Below are 24506 nucleotides of genomic sequence, written 5' to 3'. Positions count from 1 at the left end.
ATTTTTCTATTGGATTAGTTGTTCTTATATTATAAATTAAAATTTTACATAAGTTTATCGATTTCCATTTTTATATTATCTGATAATCCTCCGAATACAATTTGGACGCTATTACCTTTTTTTAATATTCCACTAGCACCTAGATTTTTAAAATAGGCATCCGATTTGATGAATTCTATTTGTTTTAGATTAATTCTTAGTCTTGATGCACATGCATCAAGGTATGTAATATTGTCTTTTCCGCCAAGACCTTCTAAAACTTTTGAAGCAGTTTCTGATAAATTTGTTTTTACTGAACTTATTTTATCTTTTTCCATTTCTTCATCTTCTCTACCTATTGTTTTGAAATTGAATTTCATTATTGTATATTTAAATATAAAGTAAAACCCAATAAAGTAAAAAATCCCCAAAATAGGAATTGCTATCCAATTTGTTTTGCTATTTCCTTGAAGTATTCCAAATAGAAACATATCTATAAATCCTCCAGAAAATGTTAGTCCAACCCCTACGTTTAAAAGGTGCGTTAAGAGATACGCCAATCCAAAAAGAGGAACATATATGAAGTAATAAAGCGCTGGTGCTGCAAAAAGGAATGCAAATTCAAGAGGTTCTGTAATTCCTGTTAACATTGATGTAAAACTAGCAGATAGTAGTAATGAGGCTACGTTTTTTTTGTTTTCAGGTTTTGATGTATGATACATAGCAAGTGCAGCTCCAGGTAATCCAAAAATCATAACAACAAACTCTCCGCTGAAAAACCTTGTTCCTCTTGCAACTTCAAAGTGTACAGTATTCGGATCTGCAAGTTGCTTAAAGAATATATTTTGTGCGCCTGATATTAGTTCTCCATTTATTTCTAATGTTCCACCAACAGCTGTTTGCCAAAATGGTAAATAAAATATATGGTGAAGTCCAAATGGGATTAAAGATCTTTTTATTGCTCCGTATGCAAATGTTCCAAAAAGCCCCGATTGTTCTACTATGTTCCCAAACGAAGTCATTACACTTTGGATAAAAGGCCAAATAAATGTTAAAAATATTCCTGCCACGAACATTGTTATAGTGGTTATGATTGGCACAAATCTTGTGCCTCCAAAAAATGCTAGAAATGTGGGTAATTGAATATTGTAAAATCTGTTATGAAGAAAGACAGCAATAAATCCTGCTACTAATCCCCCCATTACGCTCATTTGAAGAGAGAATATTCCAAGGACATTTGTATATTCCTGACTTTTTGCAGTTGCTGCTGCTTCAGGCATTCCTAATTCCAACAGCGCGTTTAAGCTTGCGCTTTCTGCTGTGATTCCTTGTATGAACAAGATTCCATTTATAGTTTGATGCATAACTAAAAAGCCGACTACTCCTGCTAAAGCAGCTGTTCCTTTTTCTACTTTGGCAAGTCCAATTGGAATTGCTGCTGCGAACATTAAAGGCAAGTTAGCAAAAATTACTTCTCCTGTGTATTTCATAAGATAAAGTATTGAGTTTGCTACAGTTCCTTTTCCAAGTGCTTCTTCTAATCCATAAGCCTGAATCATTGTTTCGTTAGTAAATGCTCCTCCGATCCCCAATAAAATTCCAGCTGCTGGTAAAAGTGCTATGGGAAGCATGAAGGCTTTTCCTATTTTTTGTAATATTGTAAATATAGATATCGATGCGGATGATGTTGACATAATTTTCCCCTTTTTATTAAGTGCAAATTAATTAATTAAATCAATTAATTTGAATAATACGCTTAATATCTTAACAAGATTTTTCAATCTTGTAAATATTTGTATTGAATAAATAATAATATATTAAATTATAATTTATAAAATTGTTTATTTCTAAAAAGTGTTAAAGATTATTTTTAATTTAATAACATTAATTATTGAAGTATTGGTATAATTCTTATTCTCGTTTTAATTATTTTAAATTGAATTTATGGTTTAATAAATTGAATCAATTTGGTTTAAAATATTGCTGTCATGCTAATTACTGATTAAAATAGCATGACAGAGTCAAATTCCTATTAAATATTTATAGATCTCACTAGTTTTGTCAGAGTAGTCTATGGGTAATTTATTATCGCTATCTCTAAGATTTGGATTGGCACCTTTTTCGATAAGTGATTTAATAAATTCTAATTCATATTTTTGGATTATGGCACTATGAAGAGCTGTTTGAGAACTTTGATTTGTTAAATTAATATTAAATTCTTTTGTTATTAAATAAGCTATAATATTTTTTGCTTTTACATCTATTGCATAAGTAAATATTGGATCGCCATTAGAAAATATTGTGTTTAATGAAAAAATACTATTATTTTTTGCTAAAAATTCTTTAAAATCATCAAGTTTATCGTTTTTAGTTAAATGTTGGAGTTGCTTTTTTTGCTCAATATATAAACTATACTCTTTTTTGATTTTTATTGTCTTGAGAAAATTGTCTTTATTCTCTTGCAAGTCTATGTAATAAGGGCTAGTATCTATATTATTTTTATAATATTCAATAGGAGTTATATTATTGTTTTCGTCAAGATAGTAAACCTTTATTAGCTCCTTGAAGTGTATATTTTTATTTTCTGGGATTAGATCAAATCTAACTTTATAGTTTCCAAATTCCCTAAAGGGAATTAAATTGTAATTTTGATCATAAAACAGTAATTCTGTTATTTGGCCATTTATATTTTTTGTAACAGGAATAATATTCCCATTTTCATCGATACTTATTTCTGTATTTTTTCCATTTAGAATAGGCAACTTATATCTGTTATAAATAGGTTCAATACTTTCTTTTATTTGGTCTATTTTTTTTTTAATTTCTAAATTTGTTGCCCTGACGTAATTTTTATAATTTGTTTGAATTTCATAAGAACTTTTGCCAATGGTTTTAGCGCACTCCTCAAAACTAGAATTAAACACCGTATATATTGGATCAAATTTTGACATCAATTCCATTCTTATTGGTACTGGAAAATTTAGTAGGTATTTTTGAAAAAATTGTTCGTTTATCTTATGTATTTCAAAAAATTCTTTTTCAAAAATATTAAAATCTTCCAATAATTGCTTTTCAGTAAAGTAATAAGATAAATTTGAGCTTAGAATAAAAAGGGTAAAAAAAGTTAAATAATATAAAAAGTATAAATTTTTTAATTTATCTCTGATTTTATTTCGTAAGTTTTTATTGAAAATTGTAAAAGATAGAAATCCAATAACAAGGTACCCAGAATATAGAAATATTTTGCTTAACGCATAATAGCTCATTTTACGTCCTTTTAAAGTTTATTTTTACATTATATCAAAATATTTATATGTTTTTATTTACTTTATTTTACTTTACTTTACTTTATTTTACTAAAAGAATACAATTAAAGTTCAAATGAAGAAGTTTTTAATTCCCGTTTATTTTTTATTGCTTTACAGTTGTTCAACGATTTCTTTGGTTAAAATACCAGAAACAGATAAAATAAATTTGGCTGTTTTAACATCTTTAATGAATTATCCTGATTTGAAGATTTCAAATTTTAAAACACAAAACTATGAACATTTATATCATGGGCCTAATTTTGAAAGTTTGAATGATACTAAAAATAGTACTTATATTTACGTTGATGAATCTAACTTCAATAGTAATATTAATTTTATTAAAGACCTTTTTATTTATAATAAGAAACTATATGGAATACTTATTGCTTATAGCACGACTCAAGGTGCGTCTTTTAATGCAGAAGTTTTATCTTATCTTGAAAAACAAAAAATTATGAAAAACTTCCCACTAAAAATAAATTTTCCCACCGATAAGAAATTTATGAATAATAAATATTGGATTGTGATTGCAAAAAATCATTTAGATTCTCTTATTAAGAGTAAAGATTATTTAATATCAGCTAATGTAAAAATGGAATATATACTCAAAAAGTTTTCAACTTAAAAAAGCTTTTTACTCCAGATCCTCAAATATTTTTTTAATTTGTTCTTTTTTTTCAAGTGCATATTTTTCCAAATCAAGTGCTATTGATTCTTTAATTTTATCTGTATTATGTAGGAGAATATTAGCTTCTATTTTGTGTTTTGTATTTTTAATTTTTAAAAATTTTTTACCCTTTTTTATTTTGTTTATTTTGCTAAGATCATTAAGTATACTTAATTTTAAATAAATTGTGTTTTCGGTTACTTGAAATTCTTTTGCTATTGTTTTTTGAGAGAGTTCTCTAGATTTATATTGAGATAATTTTAATTTTAATGTGGTTGTTGGAACCAAAATATTTGCAGCGAATATGTTGGCTTCTGTTGTCATTTGACTATCTTGAATATCAAGATAATATTGGTTATTTTTAGATAGATTTTTAATTTGATCTTGATGCATCAAATAATGTCCCAAGTGCTTTGCTATTGTAAATCTTTTATTTTCAAGACTCATGTTCTCATTTATATATAAAGACTTTTCATTTAATTTAATATATCCGGAAAAATCCTTATGCTTATTTTGAAAACCGATCTCAAAAATTTTAAGATCTTCTCCCATAGCAATTTTTATTATAGGAACAGGAATAAGTAATATTTTATGTTTTGATATTATATAATCCGAATAGATTTTAGAATTTTCAATATAAGAGCTGAAGTTGTTTTCATTCATTTTATATAAATACTCTCCTTTCTGTATTGTATAATATATGTTAATTATGAAACATAGTTTTTCTTTGATTTTAATAGTTTTTGTTTGTTCTTCTTGTAAGATTTTGAATATTGCTGAGGATTTAGAAAAAAATTTTGAAAAAATTGAAAGAGCAGATTATTTTCTTTATTTTTATCCAGATAGTCAAATCTACATAAAAAAAGATAAATCCAGTAATAAATTTACGGTTTTTTTAAATGTTATGCTAGACTCAAATTTAAATTTTACTAAAGGTTATTTGAAATTAATTCAAGACAATAAATATATTGGAAGTATTGCTATTTCCAAAGTAATTAGCATTGGAAATTTTAAGTTTTTATACATTAATCTTGATAAAAACAATTTTACTCTTATGTCGAAAGCTTTAACTCCTTACAAAAAGCTAGTTTTTTTATTTAACGATGATTCTTTTCAAGTTTGGACTAAAGACACCTTGCAATATGATCCAAGATTTATTGATGTGAATTTTAAGAATACAAAAAATACTTTAGAATATGCATTTAAAAATAAAATTTTATGAAAAACCCTATATATTAATGATTATTTTGAAAACTTTAAAAAAATATTTATTATTTTTCAATCATATACTTTTAACATTATCTTGTTCCACAATCTATTTTGATGAAATTCCTGAATTAAAAAAAGATTCTAAATATATTAAGTTGATTCAAGAGAATAATAAAATTTCTTTAAGACATTATTTTACTATTTCTAATAAGTGGAATTTAAGGTATAAAGAACCTTTATTTTTAAAAGTTGAAAATGATATAATTGCTTTATTTTTATTTAATCGGCATAAGCTAATTGATAACAAATATCTTCAAACCTTTTTTAGCGTTGGAAAAGATATTTCTTTAAAAGCTTACTTAAAGCTTATTGAAGCTAGAAAATTTGTTATTACAGATAGTTCTGAAAAGGTTATTAAAACTATTGTATTTTCAACCTTACCTGATAGTGAGAATATTCTTTTTCAGAACAATATGATTAATAAAATTCGATAGGTATTAAAAAAAATTAAATTTTTTTCGATAGGTATTTAAAAAAAAAAATAAATTTTTTATTATTAAAAATATTTTTTAGCAACAAAAAGGAAAGTTTTATGGGGAAATATGTAAAAAGTTTATTTTTTCAATTTAAAAACAATGATATTAACTACAAAAGGGAAATTTTAGCAGGTATTTCAACTTTTTTAAGTATGTCATATATTATAGCCGTTAACCCGGCAATACTATCTAATACGGGTATGCCAATTGGTGCGCTAGTCACTGCAACTTGCTTAACAGCAGCATTCTCTACCATATTAATGGGCCTTTATACTAACACACCCTTAGCATTGGCTCCTGCAATGAGCTTAAACGCATTTTTTGCATTTTCTGTGGTAATTGGAATGAATATTCCTTGGCAAGTTGCATTAACCGCTATTTTTGTTGAAGGGCTAATTTTCATTCTTCTATCCTTTTTAAAAGTAAGAGAACAGATCATAAATTCTATTCCAGCAAATCTAAAGCATTCAATTTCGGTTGGAATAGGTCTTTTTATTGCTTTTATTGGTTTTGTAAGTGGTGGAATAATAATCAAAAATGATGCCACATTGGTTGGAATAGGGTCATTCATTGATTTGAAAGTTTTATTTACATTTTTGGGATTATTTTTTATTGTAATTTTTGAACAACTTCATGTACGAGGAAGTATACTTTGGGCAATTAGTATAGTTACTCTTACGGCTTGGATATATGCAATATTTAATTTTGAAGGTGCCCAATCTATTGGAATACATCTTCCTAATGGAGCTGTGAAATTTGAATCTATTGCGCCAATATTTAATCAATTGGATTTTTCTTATGTTTTAAGTGAACATTTTTGGACTTTTATATCAATAGTTTTTATTTTTTTATTCAATGATTTATTTGATACTGTAGGGATGTTAATAAGCGTTACAACAAAAGGGGGCATGTTGAACAAAGACGGAAAAATTCCTAATGCAAAAAAAATATTATTAGTTGATGGGATTGCCACTACTTTTGGAGCAATAATGGGAGTTTCTACTGTTACGACTTATAGTGAAAGTTTTATAGGAATTGCTGAAGGTGGTAAAACAGGTCTTACTTCAATTATAACCGGATTATTATTCTTATTTGCGCTTTTTTTTGCTCCTATTTTTGTTGCCGTTCCTGCTAGTGCAACTGCTGCAGCATTAATATATGTAGGATTTTCAATGTGTAGAGAAATAATAAAAATTGATTTTTTTAATATTAGAGAAAATATTTCCAGCTTTTTAATATTTATTTTGATTCCTTTAACTTATAGCATTTCTTCAGGATTTTTTGTTGGAGTAGTATTTTACACTTTAATAAATTTATCATTAAATCTTTTTAGCAAAGAAAAGATTAAAATTTCTCCTGTAATGCTAATGTTGTGCTTAATCTTTATTATTAAATTTATTAATGGCCATTAATATGGCCATTAATGTTTTCATGAAGTTCAATTTATTGCCATACTTTATTGATAGATCAAATATAATAAATGGCGTTAGTTTCTATTTTTGATATAAAATAAAATTTGAGGAGTAATTTATAATGAATCAATTTAAAGAAACATTGTTATTTCAATTTAAAAATAACACCATCGATTATAAAAAAGAAATTATCGCAGGTATTACAACTTTTTTGAGTATGGCATACATAATAGCTGTTAATCCGGCAATATTATCCAGTACAGGAATGCCAATTGGAGCATTAGTTACTGCAACTTGCTTAACATCAGCGTTGGCTAGCATATTAATGGGACTTTATACTAATACACCCATTTCATTAGCACCCGGCATGGGCCTTAATGCGTTTTTTGCATTTTCTGTAGTACTTGGAATGAATATTCCTTGGCAAGTTGCATTAGCTGCTGTTTTTACCGAAGGGCTGATTTTTATTGTACTTTCTCTATCAAGAGCTAGAGAAAGTATTGCAAATTCAATACCGGTAAATTTAAAATATTCTATCACAGTTGGAATAGGATTTTTTATTGCTTTTATTGGTTTTGTAAATGGTGGAATTATAATTAAAAATGATGCCACATTGATCGGAATAGGATCATTCATTAACTTGAAAGTTTTATTCACATTTTTAGGATTATTTTTTATTGTAATTTTTGAACAACTTCATGTACGAGGAAGTATACTTTGGGCAATTTGCTTGGTTACTGCCATAACCTGGATATATGCGATCTTTAATCCAGAAAGCGCATCTACCGCTGAAATACGTTTTCCAGACGGAATTTTACGATTCGAATCTATTGCGCCAATATTTAATCAATTGGATTTCTCTTATGTTTTGAGTGAACATTTTTGGAGTTTCATGACAATTGTATTGATATTGCTGTTTAATGATTTATTTGATACTTTGGGGACCTTAATAGCAGTAGCAGCAAAAGGTAATATGTTGGACAAAAACGGAAAAATCCCTAATGTTGGTAAAATATTTTTAATTGATGCCATTTCTACTACTTTTGGAGCAATAATGGGAGTTTCCACTGTAACAGCGTACATTGAAAGTTGCACAGGGATAGAAGAAGGTGGTAAAACCGGACTTACAACAATAGTGACAGGGATAATGTTCTTTATTGCAATATTTCTTTCACCATTATTTATAGCTGTTCCTGCCAGTGCAACTGCTGCAGCATTAATATATGTGGGATTTTCAATGAGCAGAGAAATAATAAAAATTAATTTTTCTAATATAAGAGAAAATATTTCCAGTTTTTTAATACTTTTTTTAATTCCCTTGACATACAATATCTCTTCTGGAATAAGCATTGGAATAATATTTTATGTTTTAATAAACATAATACTTAATTTATTGGAAAATAAAAAAAATAAAATCTCTCCTATAATGATAATACTGTGCATAATTTTTATTATTAAATTTATCTATGGTTATTAACTGATTTACTAGATTTGCTATTTATAAAAAAGATTTAAAATGTTCAATTTCAATAAAATATAATAAATCACGAAAAAAAAATTTTTGCCGTCAAAATATTTAGCCCGTTATTGAGCGACTTTATAAAATTTTACACAAAAATCAAATAAGCACTTACCATCTTGCAAATCTTCCAAAACCAAAATCGATGCTAATTTTTCTATATTTAGAATATTTAAATTCGATTTATAATAGATTTTGAAATAATTTTTATTTTCTTTTAAGCAGAGCCCATAATTAAAATTATTTGATTTTAAATTTAAATAAATTTTAAGAAACTTTTCAAAAAATAGAAAAAATAAAAGCCAAGAAATATATCTTGACTTTTTATTGACTTTATTTTTCCAGTTACTTTTTTAAAACAAATTAATCTTATAATATTAAGCTTAATTAAGGTTTTTTTGGATTTTCTGCAACAACAGGACTTGTAAGTTCTTTAACTGAACTAGTTAATACCTCTTGAGCTGCTTTTGCTAAACTTTCTACTGATTTAAATAATTTTTCAAGTTCTTCAGCACCCTTGTCTTTAGTCGCATTTGTTCTTAAAATAGCTTTTTTTGCATTATCATCAGTAGCATCCTCTTTACCAAGATCTGCGTGACCATCTTTTAATTTTTTGGCAAATTCTTCAGAACATTTCTTAGCTTCTGAAATTTCTTTATTTAACCCTTCTGAACCTTTCAATTTACTTAATTTTTGTGTTATTAAACTTGATATTGCATAAGCTCCTGCCAACAATGATCCGTTATGATTTGCTTCGGCGGCTAAATCATTTTGTTGTATTTTTTTACCAATAGCTTTAGTAGCAAGTTCATCGATAGATGAAAGCAAAGTTTCAATTTCTTTCACAGCAAGTACAAATGCATTAGAATCTGTAATTTTTTTACTTATTTCTGTAAGATTAGGTCCTTTCACAGACCCACCAACAGGATTGGTAGATGTAGCACCATCTTTTCCTGAATTATTACATGATATAAATAAAAATAAAGTCATTAATATCGCACTTAATGTATTCTTTTTCATTAATTTGTGCCTCCTTTTTATGAATTATTAGTCCAACAATTTTTCTTTTCAATTTTTTATATAAAAAAAATAATTTTTCAAGAGTAATATTTTAAGTAATTTTTCAAGATTATTTATTGAAAAATTACTTAAAATATTGCAAATAAATTTCCTTAATTTATTTGCAATATTGCCAGAAGTAAAGGTAAATGGGCTTTAATAAGAAAATTTTAATTTTTTAAAGGTATTGTGTGGCACAATAGGGGATCAAATAACATACTAAATACATAGCGTCATTGGATGTATAAATACTCAAAACTTAATGCCTATTGATTGGACTAAACTTTCTTATAATTTTTTAAAAAAGCTTCTTAAAGAATAATTAATTAAGTTGGGGGGATATAAATAGAGTTTGTTATGGTATATCCTCTAAGCCTCCATTAATTATAGAACGAGAATAATAAAAACAATAAAAAGGAAATTTTATGACAAACAAGATAATAAAAGAAGATTTAACTTTCTTAGAAATTAAAAAATAAATATAGAAAGTAAATAAATAACATCTGTAAAAATTCAATATGTGACCAAATACAAATACAAATACAAATACAAATAAGATTTTCTTAATATCTGCAAAGATATACATAATAGACTAAAAATAAGCGTTACTATTTCCATTGAGATTGATACTGAAGAACGAGTTGTTAAGCTTATAAAAGCACATGTAGATCTACTTGTTATAATATTCAGCCCATGGGCAAAAAGCTTTTCAACTCAAAAACAAAGAACCTACAAAATTATTCTTTGAGGGAATGGTACCGTATTCTGATAAATATATTATAATTCAACTAAAAGGCAAATTAATTCTAAGCTTGTAAATATAAGCCATTCTTCATTAAAATAATTTCATCCCCCAAGATGTTTTTAATATACCAAAAAAGTATAAACATATTTATAAAATTGAATAACTGCCCCATTTAAAATATTGGAATATTGCATTATTTTTTTTGAGAAATAACAACCTTAGTAGTAGGAGAATAAAAATGGAAGATATTATTATATTTTCCATTTTTGTAATGCTTTTTCTAACATTAATGCACTCAGCATTTACTCTATTTAAAAATAATAACTCCCAAATAACTAAATTAATAAGAAATGAATTTTTATTTTAAAAATTCATTTCTTATTTTTGTTTATAGCCAAATCAAAAAATCTAGCTATAAACTTTTTTCAATTAAAAATTTATTTTTCTAAAAATAAATAAACAATAAATTATTTAATGGGTTTTATTTCAGATAAATTAAATCTTTCCGAAATATTTGGCTCCCAGCCTTTCCACTTATCGTTTCTAAAAAGATAACTAGAAGAAGCTATATTAATAAATATAGCTGGAAAGTCTTTATCGATTATTATCTCCTCTGCTTTTTTTAAAATTTCTTGTCTTTCAAAAACATTTCTTTCATGATCTGATTGCATTAAAAGTTCATCATATTCAGAATTTGAATATCCATAAGATGAAAAAGATGTGTTTTCGGTTTTAAATATACTTAAAAACGTCATGGGATCAGCATAATCTCCTGACCACCCCGCTCTTATTATTTCATAATTACCATTTACTCTACTATTTATATAAGTTGACCATTCTTCATTTTCAAGCTGAACATTAATGTTTAAATTCTTTTTCCACTGATTTTGAATAAATTCAGCAATTTTTCTCTGTCTATCATTTATATTATACTTTACTTTCAATAAGGGAAAATTTTTACCATTAGGATACCCTGCATCTGCTAAAAGCTTATTAGCCATTTCAACATCAAATAATCTTAAATTACTTCTGTAAGAATAATCAATATAATCTGGAGTTGCTCTTCTTGTAGGGATAGAACTATCATTAAGAACGCTATCTGTTAAAGTTTTTCTATCAATAGCAAGAGACAGCGCCTTTCTAACTTCAACATTGTCAAGCGGTTTTACTTTAGTATTTAAAGAATAGAAATAGGTTAAATTGGTGCCCATTGAATAATAATCATCTCTTAGCTTAAGATCCTTAAGTAAATCTGGAGGAACATTGTTAAAAATTGCATCTAGCTCATCATTTAAATACATATTATAAGCGGTAATGCTATTATCTGTAATAAAAAATACAATATTGTCAATATCAACATCTTCAGATTTGTAATATTCATTGTTTTTTTCAAGAACAACCCTTTCATTTAAAACTCTAGATTTTAATTTAAAAGGACCACTAACGACCATATTTTCAGGATTTATCCAACTTTGTCCATACTTTTCAATAATGTGCACTGGTACAGGAATAAATGTTTGATGTACCAACATATCAAGAAAATATGGTTTTGGGGATTTTAGAGTTATTTCTAAAGTTTTCTCATTGATAGCTTTAATTCCAAGATCATCTTCATTCACTTTACCGTCAAAGTACTCTTCTGCATTTTTTATAGTGGATTTAATAATGTTAACAAGAGATGAAGCAGTTTCTTTGTCTAAAATTCTCATATAAGATTTTCTTATTCCCTCAGCGGTAATCGCAATCCCATCGCTCCAAACAAGATTATCTCTTAAATGAAATGTATAAACTATTCCATCATCAGAAATATCCCAACTTTTAGCAAGCCCTGGCCTGTATCCTCCAGTTCTAGGATCTCCCTCTAAAATTCCAATAAACATTTGACTTACAATACTTGAACCAACTGAATCGTTTACCAATTGTGCATCCAAGGTAGCCGGTTCACTTCCAATATTTAACTTGAACACTAATTTTTGTCCATCATTTTCATTAACACAAGAAATAAATAAGATTACATTGAAAAATACCAAAATTTTTAAATTTTTTATCAATATTTTCATATCAGCATCCTTACAAGTTTTTATAAATTTAAATTTTGCTTATATTTTATTATATCTGAAATGAGATTTCGCATTAACATTATTAAAAGCATTTAAACTATTTTTAAAGAACATTTATAATTGATTCTTCATTAAGGATAATATCTGCTATTTTTTATTTTCAATCTTTATCTAGACATATTCCAATTATTTTAATGTCAAATTCTTCTAAGCCAAAATTAGAATTTCACATAAGAAAACTCTTTTTTTAAAGAAATGAGACATTAATCTATAAAAGCTAACATTTTTATGGAAACATAAAAATCAATTGCTATTGAATTTTATAAAATTAGAATTAAATTATAACCTATAAATTAAATTTCATATTTAACAATTCCTTTGTGGCAATAAAAGTTCCTAACAAGGACTTTCTTGCTTTTAAAGCGCATTTATAAAAGTAAAAAAACTCAAAAATGTCCTTGGTGATTTTTAAAATCAATCTTTTGATCCTAAGGGGTATGTTTATTACATCTATTTTAAATAGATGTAATATTATTTAAAACCAGCAAATAATTTGAAAATCAGATTTTCTTAATTTAATTTTTTTGAAAAAAATTAAATTAAGAAATAATAATTAATCATAGTTAATTTATTAAAAATTGTTTGCAATGATCCAATAAAAAATATATTATTATGTTCATTAATACATAAATTTTTATACCAAAGGAGAGGAATATGAAATTTTATAAAAACCAATTAAAAATCTCTAAATTGTTGATATTTTTTTTCTTAGCATCTTGCACTTCCTTAAACGTTGAGCACGATCAATTTGGGAAAATATTTAGAATATACCAAAGTTTAAATAAAAATGCAGAGCTTAAGGGAATTTTTAATTATAAGACAGGAATAACTAAAATAGTTTTATATACAAAATTTAGAAATCATAGTATAACAGAACAGACTCCTTTATTACTACCAGATGGAACTAAGATTGAGGGAAAAATAAGTCATAAAAGAGACGATAATCATTTTTTTGGCAATTGGATTAATTATTCCTCATTTGTTTTGTCCAAGTCTTTATTAGAAAGAATGATTAAAGAAGAAGATGCTTCCTATAAGAATGATGAAATTAAAATTAGAATTGGATTAGAAAATTTAATCTTAAAGAAACATAAAATTTTGGATTTCTTAGTAATGGTCGAGTCAATTGAAAATAAAGATTATAAAAATTAATTTTTATAATCTTTATTTGATTTTTATTTTCAGTTTAAAATAAATATTCTTTACAAAAGAAAATTAATATAAAGGGTGTATAAGTTTTATTTTAATAATTTTTAAATATGACAAAGGCTACCTTGTGGTAGCCAACTTATTATTCTAATCAAACAACAAGAGCGAGACATTGCATCTCAATCTATATAGACTATTATATAGTATTTTATTTTTTTGTAAAGTGTTTTTGAAATATTTTTTATATTTTGCCTTACTTCATAAATTAAAAATACTATTTTTTATCCTTTAAATTGTCGTATTTATTTTTAATAGCTGTAAGTAATTTTTGATTGTCATAATATAATTCTTTTAATAAAAAACTTACAAAGTCTGTGTTTGATTTATAAAAATCAAAGCTTTTTTCGTCTTTGATTTTTAACTTGAATGATTTATTAAATACACATTTTTTAGTAGGTTTCATTTCAGCATCTTCTAAAATTTGAATAGCGTAGTTTATTCCCTTTTTATAAATTAATTCATAATTTATTTTACCATTGTCAATTCCTATTGCTAATTTTATATATCTATAAACTGTGGTTTTTGCAATATTGTAGTCTTTAATGAATTGATTAAAGCTTTTGTATTTGTCTATAACGTAATATTTATTATCGTTAATTTCTTTCAAAATTCTTGCTGTTTCAATTTTATTATAAGATTCTTCTTTTATTAAAATTTTTAGTTGTTCTTTTAACCTAAAATATATAGATTCTCTTGTTTTTTTTATTTCATTTTCGTTAAGTTCAACTCTTTTGACAATTTCTATTTTCTTGTTTAATTTCATTGGTTATTTTTGCTCCGTTGTACACTTTCAAATTAGTTCCATATGGAACTATTAGTTCCATATGGAACTAATTTGAAAGTGTACTCAAAAAATTTTCAATTATATTCTCATAAGCTTTATAGTAATCCTCATTAGGATTAAATTCTTCTCTATAAAAAATAGCTTTACGTAATCCATCTCTTTTAGGAACACTTCCTAAAAAATTGCCTTTATATTCGAATTCAATATACTTTTTAAGTTCTCTGTCAATATTTTGTCTTTCGATAAATTTTGTTATTAAATAAAAGATTGGCAAATCTTTTCTAAAAAGATCTTGAAGTCTGCTGATTATTAAATCTAAACTTTCAATTGCCCATTGATCTGTTGGTAATGGTATAATTAAATAATCTGTGATTAGCAAGCTATTGTTAATCAAACTTCCTAATGTAGGTGCCGTGTCCATTATGATAAAATCATATTTGTTTTGGACAAAGCTTAAAAAAATTTTAAGTAAGTTTTCTTTCAATGAGATACTTTCTTCATTAAATTTACTTAGGGTAATATGACTTGCTATGAAATCTGTATTGTTATTTATTTTTATTGTTGATGTTTCTATGTCTATTTCTTTTTTAAAAACTTTGTAAATGTTAAACTCTTTTATATCAATATTTTTTTTTCTTATAATATTTATATAAAAACTTGTACTGCTTGCTTGTGGATCTAAATCTATCAATAGTATTTTTTTATTTTTATTTGAAAGTATATTTGTAAATATTAGCGATGTTGTACTTTTTCCTACTCCCCCTTTTATTGAGGCTATTGTTATTATTTTTGGTTTTTTTTTATCCAATTTATTATTCCTTTATTAATTTCATATTTTTTATTATAGAACCTATGTATTTCTTCTTCAATTTTCAGAGTTCTTTCCAAAAGAGATTTATAAAAAACTTTGTTTTTGTTTTCATTTTTAGTAAGTGTATATAGACTTCTTAAGTAGCAAAAGACACTTCCTTTTTTAAATTTAAATTCCATATAAAATACTTTTTTTAATCTTATAGTTTTTTTTGTTCCTTTTTCTGAGTAATTTATTATAAATGGTTTTGAAAGGTTTGTGAAACCGTAAAAAATTCCTAAAAATTTATCATTTTCTTTAGTTGAAAATAAATGAAAGCTTTCGTATTTTTTATTGTTAAATACATTTCTTAAACAAAGCCAAAATTTTCCTTTTTTTGGTTTAGCTTCAAAATTATTTATCATGCTAAAGATTTTTGTATGATAAATAATTTTTTGTTCCACCTTTTCTATTTTGTTAAAAAAAAATTTACTTGGTTCTTTATTTTTCATTATACTTTTTTATTTTATTTTACAATTTTCTATTATAGTTTTCATTAATGTAGTAGCATTTTTTGTATTTTTTGATTTATGAATTTGGTTTTTGATTTCAAATTTTTTCTTATTTTTGTTTTTAAATTCTATTATCATTTCTTTGAAATCCGTGTATTTAAAGTTTTTTGCCATGAACCATATTTTCTTTCTCTTTTTCTTTAAAATTTTTTTAAAGAACTTCAAGACTTTTGTTTCTTCGTATTCATATAGTTCTTTTATAAAATCTTTTAAGTTCCACAGTGAATTTTTATAACTTGTTGAATTTTCAGTTATTTTTTTTATTTCTTCTAGGTTTACTTTTTTATATTTTGCTTTGATTTCTTTTTCTAAAAAGCTTATAGTTTTTTTTGTATTTTGTTTTTTAAAGGAGAATTTAGAATTCTTGTAATTTTTACTTATATTATTACCTAATACATGTGAAGTTGTTTGATATGAAATTTTGTAGTTTTGGGATTTCTCTATTGTTTTAATTTTTTCCAGTTCTTTATTTTTTGATTTTTCATGTTTGATTCTTTTATTAATAAAATATGCGGTGCTGATAATTTTTTTAGCTAATTTTTCAAGTGCTCTATTTATTGTGTAGTAGGTAAAGCTGCCATTGTTTTTTCCAAGTGGATTGAAATGGCTTTTAATTAATCCTAAATTTTCAAAAATTTTTATATCATTTTGTATTGTTCTTTTAGTAACCTTTTTAAAGCCCCTTTTTTCCAATATAGAATTTGTCATTATTACAACATTACTTAGAGAGTATTTCTTTTTTGATACAAAGTAGTTAGCGCTTAGTTTTTGTATGACCCAAAATATTTTTAATCTTCGATCTACTACTTTATTAAAAGGCATTTTATTGGCTATTAATTGGTACATTTAAAACTCCTATCGTTTGATCTTTTATTGCACTAAGCATTTTAGTTAATGATAATGCACTTAATAAAAAAAGTAAAGTTTTATTGATTGATTTACAATCAAGTAGGCAGGATTTAATAAGTTAAAATTTATATCTACTTGATTGTAAATTTTTTATGCAATGATCCACTTCTTTTAAAAACTTTAGAAGAAGTGGCTTATATATTTCAAATATGAATTCACCCTTTTCTCCATAAGATTTTAATTTTAAAGTGACATCTTTTTCAATGTTTTTTGTAAGTTCAATTATTTTTTGAGGACTTAGTACTATATTTAATGTTTCTTTTATTGTTTTTGAATCCTTTAAGGTTCTTACAGGAGGCTCAATTTTTAATTTTTTATCATCTTCATCGTAAATAGAATTTAAAAATCGTAATTGATCAGAGTATAAGTTTAAATTTAAAAACAGGATATTTAAATTTTCACAGGGGTAATAATTTGCTATAATGAACGCTTCGTAAGTTTCTGAGGGTGTGTTCGATTTTTCAAATAATTTTGGAATTTTCATACTATAAATGTAATAATCCCCTATTTCATTGTGTTCTGTTTTAAGATCTGTTTTTTCAATTTCAATTTTTCTATTGTCAATGCGTTTTTGTAATATATTTTTAGATATTTTAGTTTCTTTATCAAAATCTGTTAAATATTCTAAAATATGTTCTTTATTAAATTTTGTGCTATGTGATACATTCCAATTGTCTTGAAAGTCAATGTTAATGTATTTTCCCATACTTTTATCATAAATATGGGTTAATAGATCTCTTGAATTGTTTAGTGTAATATTAATAATGCTTTTATTAAAACTGGATTTTATTTTAAGCTCGGCTTTATATTCCAAATAATTAATTTTTTCTTCATTTATCAAAATACTTTCAGGATTTATTTGCAATCCTTTTTTGTCAATGTAAATATTGACTTTAAAATTTTCTTTTTCTGTTAAAGGGTTATATACCCCCACAATAGATATTTTATTGTCATAATTTCTACTTATTACCGAATCTTCCTGAAATTTTAGTTTTCCTAATTTATGATTTGTATCATGTAGATTGAAATTACCATTTGAAATGGATTTACAACCTAAAATTAATAAAAATAAAGAAATATTTTTAAGATATCCCATTTTTTATCCTTAAGTGATTTTATATAAATTTAATTCTAGTGCAATAATTATATTCTTTTTGATTTTAATTATTAAGGAATTTGTTATACTTTTTATGTAGGTTTTATTAACGTTAGTTAATTCCACGAGAAATCTTAGATGGAGAAAAAGTTTAATTTTCTTTTTACTTTTGTTATTTTTTTATTTTCATGTAATATTAGTGCTTCTTCAATTTTTATTAAATCTTTAGATGAAGCAATAAAAACTGAAATTGGTTTATATGAATCATTAGGAAATGGCAAATTTAAAACTGGTACTCATTTTAAGGATTACTTTAATTCTATTAAAGATATTAGTTATTATTCTTATTTTTTTATTTTAGATAAATTTAGTAATAATATTGTAATGAAATTGGCTTTAAGCTCTAAAAAAGTGAGTTTATTAACCTATGATTTTGTTATTTTTTTTGATCATAAATTTAAATTAAAAATTTTTAATTTAAATTCAAATGAGTCTGAATTTAACATTGCCAATAGCTTTAACAAGAAAATTTCTTTTAAAAACAATAGTGACAATATTCTAAATATTGTCACTATTGTTTTTAATTTAGATGATATAAAAGCTATTAATAGGAACTTTGAACTTAAAAATTATATTGAAGATCTTAATTCTGCTACTAATGAATTTATATATTTTTTTGATAGCTCTAAAAATTTTAATTTAAAAGAGTCTTACATTACTATCTATTATTATGTTCTCAAGGCAATTGAGAAATTTTTACAATAAACAACCCTTTTTGTCAAGGTATTTATTTATTTTCTATTATTTTAAATTTTTCCCAAGGCTCTATTTTTTCTAGTAGATATATTTCCTCATCGACTATTTTCCCAACTACGTTTATAAGGCCATTATTTGAGGTATCTTTTAGTGATATTTGAAGTTCTCCTGCATAGCCTAAATATTCTGAAGAGTCTATTAAGATGTCTCCTTTTTTGATTTCATTTGGAGAGTGTATAGGAAATTTTTTATTATTATAGTATACTCTTGACATAGTTGAACGAATCCTATAGGAATTTATATCTCCCCTATTAAAATGTAAGTTTTCAAGTATTATTTCTTTTTCCACAGAAGTTGCTTTTGGGTTTAGATCTGCTTTGAGCTCTAAAATATTTCTGGCTACTTTTGATACTTTTTTTAGTTCTTCTTCACTTGGAAAACAATTAGAAATTAAGACAGTATCTATTCCTTCTTTGAAAAGATCTTTTGCTTGTGTTTCTATATCTTTAAATCTATGTGATTCTAGTGTGGGAACACCTTCTTTTTCTTTCCCTCGTGCACATTCTTCTGCATTGCTAGAGCTAATAAATGCAGCTGTTGGGATTGAATAATTTTTAAATATTTTTGTTGTTTCTTTGAAGAAAGTTCTTGAAAGTCCTGTATATTTGTGAGGATAAAAATTATGACATCCAAGTAAATTTTTTATATTGGGTTTAAAATACATTATTGTATCAATATGTTTATTTATACTACTTATATTAAGTTGGATCTTAAGGTCTGAATCGTTAAAAGTCATTAAGGATTCTTCGATGCCCGTGAATGTATTGTCTAATCTAATTGCCCAAGCGCCAAGTTTTTTAAAATAATCTAGTTTTGTACAATTTCTAAGATTTGAAAGATCGATTTCTAATTCTTTGAAAATTTTGGGACTTACATCAATAATAGGTTTCAGTCCATTTTTATTTGCAATGTTGAGTAATTCTTTGAACATGTCAAATTCATTTCCGTTAATATAAAGTAAAGAAGTAAATACTTGAGTAAATCCAAAATAAGCACTTTTCTCAAGATATTCAATAATTTCATTTTTAGGACTTATATTAGGGTAGATAGATATTCCAATTTCTTTCATTTTAGCCTTCTTTAAAAAGAACTTTTATTATTAAGCGCATTAATTGCAAGTTGTAATACTTTTTCTCCATTCATTGTTCCATAATCGATTGTATTTATTATTTCGATTGGAATTCCTTTAGGTTTTGTGATTTCTTCAAGCCTGGTTTTATTAAATCTTGATTGAGGTGCAAGCAAAACAACATCGAAGTGGTCAACCACTTCGCTAAGCCTTGTCTCAGCAATAGCTTCAATTTTTGCATTTATATTGTTTGCTTTTGCATATTTTTCAATTCTTTGTACCAGCATACTTGTGGACATTCCAGCTCCACACACAAGTAGTATGTTCATATTTTCTCCTATTTTTTTAGTTCATTTATTATTTTGTAAACATTGATTAATTCTTCAAAAATGCTTAATTCTGAAATTGCAGACATTAAATGATCTTCAGCATGAATTAAAATAAAAGGCGTTTTTACAGAGTCTGGATTAGTGGCTGATTGCTGTATTATTTCTCTATGTGTTTCATGAGCCTTTGCAATAGAGTTTTTACTTTCTTGTATGGTAAGTTCTGCTTTTTCATAGTCTTTGTTTTTAGCATATTCCAAAGCTTCTCTTAGAAAGCTTTTAGCTTCACCGGAGTAAGCCACAATAGGCATACTTACTTTATCTATTAATTCTTCTATGCTATATATCTTTTTATTCATATATAAAATATACTCCTTTTATTTATAAATCAATAATTTATATTGTTTAATATATCTTATAATATATTATATTATAAGATATATTTAAAATAAATAATTTTATTTTAAATATATCTTATAAAGATTTTGATATAATGGTATTAATTGAATTACATTATTAGATAATATTATTAGTTATTAGTATAATTTTTAATTTTTAATTAATTTTTATTGGAGGATAATTTTCATGAACTTTCAAGATTTTATTGAAACTGCTTTAGTCCCTATTGCTAGTAGAATTGGTTCAAATAAATATTTAATTGCCTTAAGAGATGGTTTTACTTTTTCTATGCCATTCTTGATAGTTGGTTCTTTTATTTTGCTTTTAGTTAATTTACCCTTTACAGATTCCGGAACATTACTATATCAACAGTGGTATGTGGATTTAATGGCCAAATATAAAGGAAATCTTGTTCAACCATTTTATGTAAGTATGGGTATTATGTCCATATTTGTTGTTTTTGGCATTGGTTATAATTTATCTAATCAGTATAAACTTAGTGGGATTACGGGGGGATTTTTATCTCTTTATACATTTTTAATTTTAGCTGGGCAATCAGATTGGATGCCTTACGGTGGTGATACTGCCAAATGGGGAATTCAGCCTAATGCATGGTTCCCTGTAATTGATGCAAGATATTTTAGTGCTCAAGGAGTATTTACGGCGATTATTTCTGCTATTTTTTCTGTTGAAGTTTATAAATTTTTAGTTCAAAGAAATATGGCAATTAAGCTTCCAGAGTCTGTTCCACCTGCTGTTTTAAAATCTTTTGAAGCTTTAGTCCCTGTCATTGTGCTTTCAATTATAACTCAAAGTGTGAATATTGCTATTCAAAGTTCAATGGGAAGTCTTTTCCCCGAAATAATTATGAACATGTTTAGGCCTGTTTTGCGAATTAGCGATACTTTAGTCGGGACTTTAACTATTTCTTTTATTGTTCATATATTATGGTTTTGTGGTCTTCATGGTACCAATGTTATTATTGCTCTTCTTAATCCTATAGTTCTGACAAATCTTGATTCTAATATTAGAGCTCTTTCTAACAATCTTCCACTTCCTCATATTTTAGCGGGAGGATTTCTTGACTCTTTTGTATATATTGGTGGTAGTGGTGCAACTTTAGGTCTTGCTATTGCTATGATGTTTAGCAAATCTCAACATCTAAAGTCCATAGGAAAACTTTCATTTGCTCCTGGTCTTTTTAATATCAATGAACCTATTATATTTGGGGCGCCAATAGTTTTAAATCCCATATTAGGTATTCCCTTTTTACTTATTCCTATGTTCAATATAATTGTTGCGTATATTCTTACTAATTTTGGAATCATTGAAAGAGTCAGAACTTTGACCCCATGGACAACTCCTGCTCCTATTGCAGCCTTTCTTTCTACAGGACTTGATATTAAAGCTTTTATTCTGGTTTTATTGCTATTGATTATTTCGGTATTTATGTATTTGCCTTTCATAAAAGCATATGATAAGGCTCTGCTTTTGCGGGAAAAAGAATAGTAAGTTTTTTTTAAATTGTGCTATTTTAAAACTTGTAATAATATCAAAAAGCTATTTATAAATAGCTTTTTGATAAGCAATAAGAAAATTTATTTAAAATTTTCTTATTATTGATTTGCAACGCAAATCAATAATAAGATTGGTTAGTATAAATGGACGTTTTTATGGTTATTCTCATATGTTTGATTGGAATAGAGCATAATTTAACTGAATATATAGACATGTTTTTAGAAAATCAGTATTTTCTAACCAATTAAAAATTTTAAACCTGTTATAATTGTATTAACATGCCTCCAAAAGTGAAGATAAAAAATGACTTTGAAATATTTAGAAAAGAATTAGAAATTCTATATAATAGATATCTCAATAATGGGCTTTCGTATATAAAGTTGAAAGAAAAAATAAAAAATCTTGCAGATAATCACAAAGCTATTCTTTTTAGAAAAGATAAATTTACAAATCGTTCAATAATATTAAATCTTTCGAAAACCCGTAAAATAATTAAAGAGTATATTAATCTTTCAGTAATTGAAAAAATTAAAAAGGATAATACTTTTTTATTTTTTTGGAAATCGAAAAAAGTAAAAGAATTAAAAAATATAGGAATTAAAGATCTCGGAAAAATAGAAGAGTTAATATTTTTAAATCAAATTGATAATGAAAAACCCTATTTTCAATATTTTATAGATTTGTTCGTAACTCCAAAATGGTTAAATGATTATGCTCATAAATATAAAATTGAAAAAATTAATAGTTATAGGAAAGAACAGATATTTGTTAAAATTAATTTAAATACCTATATTGAAATAATTAAGCTTTTATTAAATCAAAACCGAGATATTAGATTGAAATTTTATGGGGTTTTAATGGCAATAGGTCGTCGTCCTGTTGAGGTAATGAAGCTTTCTCAATTTTATATTGCGGATAAAAATCATATTCGTATGGAGGTTATTGCAAAAAAGCGAGAAAATAATATTATTAATGAAGTTGTTTTTCCAGTTTTTGCAGATCCCGAATTAATAATTAATTCTATAAAAGAAATACGCTATATGGAGCAAACCGAGAATCTTACTAAGGAATTAATTTCTTCAAATCTTACATACAGTTATAATAGATTGTTTCGTCAAATTTTTAATAATATTTTCGATCCTGAAGAATCCATTTATTTTTGCAGAGCTATTTATTGTAAATTTTCGTATCTTGCATTTGCGCCCAAAAATATGGAAATGAATTATTGGATAACAAAAGTTTTAGGGCACGAGCCAAATGACATAACGACAGCCTTTCATTACAATCGATATGTTTTGGATAATTTGGATGATAAGGCAGACAACAATTTATTAAAATTACTTAATCAAAGAATTTATACATATATTAGACGTAAAGCAACCTATTCTATTCTCACAATGGAACGTTTAGACAGTTTAATGAAAGAACATCGTATTCTTGATGATAATTATATTAAAACGTTGATTGTAATTAAGAATTTAATGTTGAAAGATAATTTAGAAACTTTAGCAATGGTTAGAGGATTGAATGTTAAAATTCGCAAAGCTTTTAAAGTTACATATGGGTACAATTATAACTACATAAAACTTACAGAATACTTATCAATAATTTTTAACTATAAACTATAGTTTTTTTATTTTAAGTTTAGCTATTTTTAATACATTTGTAAAATATTAGGAAATATTTTATTAATAAGATATTATATTCTTTATATGAAAGTAGGTCTTCATTATTTCTTTAAGAAAATTTTAAAATCCAATGACAATAGAACAATTTATATTTCTTATCTTTATGATAAACTGGATTCAGTTAAACCAGCAGGGAATTGGCTTAAAATTTATTTTAAAGATTCCAAAAGAGGTAAGAAATATTTTATTCTTTTTGATAGGAATGGCTCAAATGGTAGTTTTATTTCATGTAGATTTTTAAAAACAGATTGTAATTGTGGTCTTGATATTAAATTTTCTGATGGTAATTTGAATATCTTTTGTAGGGACAGAAAATCTTTAGAATTTTTGAAATTCAAAGTCGAGCATTTCTTTAAAGCTTCTTCTTATTTTAAGAACAATAAGTTTAATGTTAGTAATATCAAATTGAGGACTAAAAAAGTGAAGGCACTTGGCAAGCGATAAGTAAGTTTAATAATAAATTTTAAAGTTATTAAATTGAAAAGGATAGTTTTCATCTAAGGTTTTTGTTTCAATATTTTCAACGTTTGAATACCTATTTCCATTTTTTAATAATTTTTCAAATTTTTTTAATTGTTCTTTTGTATTAGAGAAAGCCACAATTTCTACCCTTCCATCGTTTAGATTTTTTACAAATCCTTTTAGTCCTATATTATTTGCTACTTGTTCTGTGAAAAATCTAAAACCAACACCTTGTACTTTGCCAGAAATAAAATATTGTCGTTTAAACATCATTATCTCCTTGCATAAAATCTATCCAATAGAAAAATTTTAAA

At 25.5% G+C, this 24506-nt stretch carries 24 protein-coding genes; 10 read left to right on the top strand and 14 right to left on the bottom strand.

What is annotated here, in order from left to right:
• Positions 1–44 precede the first annotated feature (44 nt).
• The gene (locus QIA41_RS04385) at positions 45–1673 is read right to left on the bottom strand and encodes a PTS transporter subunit EIIC (RefSeq protein ID WP_320292819.1); all 1629 of its coding nucleotides are present in this window, start codon (positions 1671–1673) and stop codon (positions 45–47) included.
• A 327-nt stretch (positions 1674–2000) separates the two neighbouring features.
• Positions 2001–3245 (bottom strand): ankyrin repeat domain-containing protein, encoded by a 1245-nt coding sequence (locus tag QIA41_RS04380; RefSeq protein WP_320292818.1) that lies wholly within the window; start codon positions 3243–3245, stop codon positions 2001–2003.
• Between the two features lie 115 nt (positions 3246–3360).
• On the opposite strand from QIA41_RS04380, the gene QIA41_RS04375 reads away from it, so the two are divergent.
• The gene (locus tag QIA41_RS04375; RefSeq protein WP_320292817.1) at positions 3361–3912 is read left to right on the top strand and encodes a hypothetical protein; all 552 of its coding nucleotides are present in this window, start codon (positions 3361–3363) and stop codon (positions 3910–3912) included.
• Between the two features lie 9 nt (positions 3913–3921).
• Here the strand turns inward: QIA41_RS04375 and QIA41_RS04370 are convergent, their stop codons facing one another.
• Positions 3922–4617, bottom strand: a complete 696-nt coding sequence (locus QIA41_RS04370) for an ImmA/IrrE family metallo-endopeptidase (RefSeq protein ID WP_320292816.1) — start codon at positions 4615–4617, stop codon at positions 3922–3924.
• A 46-nt stretch (positions 4618–4663) separates the two neighbouring features.
• Between QIA41_RS04370 and QIA41_RS04365 the strand changes: the two genes are divergently transcribed.
• From QIA41_RS04365 to QIA41_RS04350, 4 genes are all read left to right on the top strand, one after another.
• On the top strand, positions 4664–5176 hold the full coding sequence (locus QIA41_RS04365) for a hypothetical protein (protein ID WP_320292815.1): 513 nt from the start codon (positions 4664–4666) through the stop codon (positions 5174–5176).
• The gene (locus QIA41_RS04360) at positions 5151–5657 is read left to right on the top strand and encodes a hypothetical protein (protein WP_320292814.1); all 507 of its coding nucleotides are present in this window, start codon (positions 5151–5153) and stop codon (positions 5655–5657) included. Before QIA41_RS04365 ends, QIA41_RS04360 begins: the two co-directional genes overlap by 26 nt.
• 98 nt (positions 5658–5755) lie before the next feature.
• Entirely contained in the window at positions 5756–7111 is a 1356-nt protein-coding gene (locus QIA41_RS04355; protein WP_320292813.1) for an NCS2 family permease, read from the top strand.
• A gap of 121 nt (positions 7112–7232) precedes the next feature.
• Positions 7233–8588: an NCS2 family permease gene (locus QIA41_RS04350; protein ID WP_320292812.1), complete on the top strand. Its 1356-nt coding sequence runs from the start codon at positions 7233–7235 to the stop codon at positions 8586–8588.
• Positions 8589–9017: 429 nt separating this feature from the next.
• Here the strand turns inward: QIA41_RS04350 and ospC are convergent, their stop codons facing one another.
• Positions 9018–9650, bottom strand: a complete 633-nt coding sequence (ospC, locus tag QIA41_RS04345; RefSeq protein ID WP_320292811.1) for an outer surface protein OspC — start codon at positions 9648–9650, stop codon at positions 9018–9020.
• A 1251-nt stretch (positions 9651–10901) separates the two neighbouring features.
• A complete protein-coding gene (locus tag QIA41_RS04340; RefSeq protein WP_320292834.1) occupies positions 10902–12494 on the bottom strand; it encodes a peptide ABC transporter substrate-binding protein in 1593 nt (530 codons plus the stop codon).
• Between the two features lie 714 nt (positions 12495–13208).
• On the opposite strand from QIA41_RS04340, the gene QIA41_RS04335 reads away from it, so the two are divergent.
• Positions 13209–13706 carry an oligopeptide permease-like protein gene (locus QIA41_RS04335; protein WP_320292833.1) on the top strand — a complete coding sequence of 166 codons (498 nt, stop codon included), beginning with the start codon at positions 13209–13211 and terminating at the stop codon, positions 13704–13706.
• A 271-nt stretch (positions 13707–13977) separates the two neighbouring features.
• Here the strand turns inward: QIA41_RS04335 and QIA41_RS04330 are convergent, their stop codons facing one another.
• From QIA41_RS04330 to QIA41_RS04310, 5 genes are all read right to left on the bottom strand, one after another.
• Positions 13978–14526 (bottom strand): chromosome replication/partitioning protein, encoded by a 549-nt coding sequence (locus QIA41_RS04330; RefSeq protein ID WP_320292832.1) that lies wholly within the window; start codon positions 14524–14526, stop codon positions 13978–13980.
• Positions 14527–14593: 67 nt separating this feature from the next.
• Complete coding sequence (locus QIA41_RS04325) at positions 14594–15355, bottom strand: ParA family protein (protein WP_320292831.1); 762 nt, start codon at positions 15353–15355, stop codon at positions 14594–14596.
• Entirely contained in the window at positions 15331–15849 is a 519-nt protein-coding gene (locus QIA41_RS04320; RefSeq protein ID WP_320292830.1) for a DUF226 domain-containing protein, read from the bottom strand. The genes QIA41_RS04325 and QIA41_RS04320 overlap by 25 nt, the downstream gene beginning before the upstream one ends.
• 9 nt (positions 15850–15858) lie before the next feature.
• Complete coding sequence (locus QIA41_RS04315) at positions 15859–16755, bottom strand: plasmid maintenance protein (RefSeq protein WP_320292829.1); 897 nt, start codon at positions 16753–16755, stop codon at positions 15859–15861.
• 121 nt (positions 16756–16876) lie between these two features.
• Entirely contained in the window at positions 16877–17914 is a 1038-nt protein-coding gene (locus QIA41_RS04310; RefSeq protein WP_320292828.1) for a hypothetical protein, read from the bottom strand.
• 138 nt (positions 17915–18052) lie between these two features.
• Between QIA41_RS04310 and QIA41_RS04305 the strand changes: the two genes are divergently transcribed.
• Entirely contained in the window at positions 18053–18679 is a 627-nt protein-coding gene (locus QIA41_RS04305; protein ID WP_320292827.1) for a hypothetical protein, read from the top strand.
• 22 nt (positions 18680–18701) lie between these two features.
• Here the strand turns inward: QIA41_RS04305 and QIA41_RS04300 are convergent, their stop codons facing one another.
• From QIA41_RS04300 to QIA41_RS04290, 3 genes are read right to left on the bottom strand one after another with little or no spacing between them, the layout of a single operon-like run.
• Positions 18702–19799: a DUF871 domain-containing protein gene (locus QIA41_RS04300; protein WP_320292826.1), complete on the bottom strand. Its 1098-nt coding sequence runs from the start codon at positions 19797–19799 to the stop codon at positions 18702–18704.
• 11 nt (positions 19800–19810) lie between these two features.
• Positions 19811–20128: a PTS sugar transporter subunit IIB gene (locus tag QIA41_RS04295; RefSeq protein ID WP_320292825.1), complete on the bottom strand. Its 318-nt coding sequence runs from the start codon at positions 20126–20128 to the stop codon at positions 19811–19813.
• Positions 20129–20136: 8 nt separating this feature from the next.
• Positions 20137–20484 (bottom strand): PTS sugar transporter subunit IIA, encoded by a 348-nt coding sequence (locus QIA41_RS04290; protein WP_320292824.1) that lies wholly within the window; start codon positions 20482–20484, stop codon positions 20137–20139.
• A gap of 226 nt (positions 20485–20710) precedes the next feature.
• Between QIA41_RS04290 and celB the strand changes: the two genes are divergently transcribed.
• The 3 genes from celB to QIA41_RS04275 all read left to right on the top strand — a co-directional run bounded on the left by celB (position 20711) and on the right by QIA41_RS04275 (position 24174).
• Positions 20711–22033 carry a PTS cellobiose transporter subunit IIC gene (gene celB, locus QIA41_RS04285; protein ID WP_320292823.1) on the top strand — a complete coding sequence of 441 codons (1323 nt, stop codon included), beginning with the start codon at positions 20711–20713 and terminating at the stop codon, positions 22031–22033.
• Between the two features lie 287 nt (positions 22034–22320).
• Positions 22321–23670 carry a telomere resolvase ResT gene (resT, locus tag QIA41_RS04280; RefSeq protein ID WP_320292822.1) on the top strand — a complete coding sequence of 450 codons (1350 nt, stop codon included), beginning with the start codon at positions 22321–22323 and terminating at the stop codon, positions 23668–23670.
• An 84-nt stretch (positions 23671–23754) separates the two neighbouring features.
• Positions 23755–24174: a hypothetical protein gene (locus tag QIA41_RS04275; RefSeq protein ID WP_320292821.1), complete on the top strand. Its 420-nt coding sequence runs from the start codon at positions 23755–23757 to the stop codon at positions 24172–24174.
• A 6-nt stretch (positions 24175–24180) separates the two neighbouring features.
• Here the strand turns inward: QIA41_RS04275 and QIA41_RS04270 are convergent, their stop codons facing one another.
• A complete protein-coding gene (locus tag QIA41_RS04270; RefSeq protein WP_418909355.1) occupies positions 24181–24465 on the bottom strand; it encodes an acylphosphatase in 285 nt (94 codons plus the stop codon).
• Positions 24466–24506 lie beyond the last annotated feature (41 nt).

The sequence above is a fragment of the Borreliella sinica genome, from assembly GCF_033969665.2.
Classification (GTDB): domain Bacteria; phylum Spirochaetota; class Spirochaetia; order Borreliales; family Borreliaceae; genus Borreliella; species Borreliella sinica.
The sequence above is the reverse complement of the archived record's forward strand: the minus strand, read 5'-3'. Positions and strand labels throughout refer to the sequence as shown.

What these genes read in the sequence shown, in the direction of transcription:
- QIA41_RS04385 (WP_320292819.1), bottom strand. Translation starts at nt 1,673, where the DNA reads ATGTCAACATCATCCGCATCGATATCTATATTTACAATATTACAAAAA.
- QIA41_RS04380 (WP_320292818.1), bottom strand. Translation starts at nt 3,245, where the DNA reads ATGAGCTATTATGCGTTAAGCAAAATATTTCTATATTCTGGGTACCTT.
- QIA41_RS04375 (WP_320292817.1), top strand. Translation starts at nt 3,361, where the DNA reads ATGAAGAAGTTTTTAATTCCCGTTTATTTTTTATTGCTTTACAGTTGT.
- QIA41_RS04370 (WP_320292816.1), bottom strand. Translation starts at nt 4,617, where the DNA reads ATGAATGAAAACAACTTCAGCTCTTATATTGAAAATTCTAAAATCTAT.
- QIA41_RS04365 (WP_320292815.1), top strand. Translation starts at nt 4,664, where the DNA reads ATGAAACATAGTTTTTCTTTGATTTTAATAGTTTTTGTTTGTTCTTCT.
- QIA41_RS04360 (WP_320292814.1), top strand. Translation starts at nt 5,151, where the DNA reads ATGCATTTAAAAATAAAATTTTATGAAAAACCCTATATATTAATGATT.
- QIA41_RS04355 (WP_320292813.1), top strand. Translation starts at nt 5,756, where the DNA reads ATGGGGAAATATGTAAAAAGTTTATTTTTTCAATTTAAAAACAATGAT.
- QIA41_RS04350 (WP_320292812.1), top strand. Translation starts at nt 7,233, where the DNA reads ATGAATCAATTTAAAGAAACATTGTTATTTCAATTTAAAAATAACACC.
- ospC (WP_320292811.1), bottom strand. Translation starts at nt 9,650, where the DNA reads ATGAAAAAGAATACATTAAGTGCGATATTAATGACTTTATTTTTATTT.
- QIA41_RS04340 (WP_320292834.1), bottom strand. Translation starts at nt 12,494, where the DNA reads ATGAAAATATTGATAAAAAATTTAAAAATTTTGGTATTTTTCAATGTA.
- QIA41_RS04335 (WP_320292833.1), top strand. Translation starts at nt 13,209, where the DNA reads ATGAAATTTTATAAAAACCAATTAAAAATCTCTAAATTGTTGATATTT.
- QIA41_RS04330 (WP_320292832.1), bottom strand. Translation starts at nt 14,526, where the DNA reads ATGAAATTAAACAAGAAAATAGAAATTGTCAAAAGAGTTGAACTTAAC.
- QIA41_RS04320 (WP_320292830.1), bottom strand. Translation starts at nt 15,849, where the DNA reads ATGAAAAATAAAGAACCAAGTAAATTTTTTTTTAACAAAATAGAAAAG.
- QIA41_RS04315 (WP_320292829.1), bottom strand. Translation starts at nt 16,755, where the DNA reads ATGTACCAATTAATAGCCAATAAAATGCCTTTTAATAAAGTAGTAGAT.
- QIA41_RS04310 (WP_320292828.1), bottom strand. Translation starts at nt 17,914, where the DNA reads ATGGGATATCTTAAAAATATTTCTTTATTTTTATTAATTTTAGGTTGT.
- QIA41_RS04305 (WP_320292827.1), top strand. Translation starts at nt 18,053, where the DNA reads ATGGAGAAAAAGTTTAATTTTCTTTTTACTTTTGTTATTTTTTTATTT.
- QIA41_RS04300 (WP_320292826.1), bottom strand. Translation starts at nt 19,799, where the DNA reads ATGAAAGAAATTGGAATATCTATCTACCCTAATATAAGTCCTAAAAAT.
- QIA41_RS04295 (WP_320292825.1), bottom strand. Translation starts at nt 20,128, where the DNA reads ATGAACATACTACTTGTGTGTGGAGCTGGAATGTCCACAAGTATGCTG.
- QIA41_RS04290 (WP_320292824.1), bottom strand. Translation starts at nt 20,484, where the DNA reads ATGAATAAAAAGATATATAGCATAGAAGAATTAATAGATAAAGTAAGT.
- celB (WP_320292823.1), top strand. Translation starts at nt 20,711, where the DNA reads ATGAACTTTCAAGATTTTATTGAAACTGCTTTAGTCCCTATTGCTAGT.
- resT (WP_320292822.1), top strand. Translation starts at nt 22,321, where the DNA reads ATGCCTCCAAAAGTGAAGATAAAAAATGACTTTGAAATATTTAGAAAA.
- QIA41_RS04275 (WP_320292821.1), top strand. Translation starts at nt 23,755, where the DNA reads ATGAAAGTAGGTCTTCATTATTTCTTTAAGAAAATTTTAAAATCCAAT.
- QIA41_RS04270 (WP_418909355.1), bottom strand. Translation starts at nt 24,465, where the DNA reads ATGATGTTTAAACGACAATATTTTATTTCTGGCAAAGTACAAGGTGTT.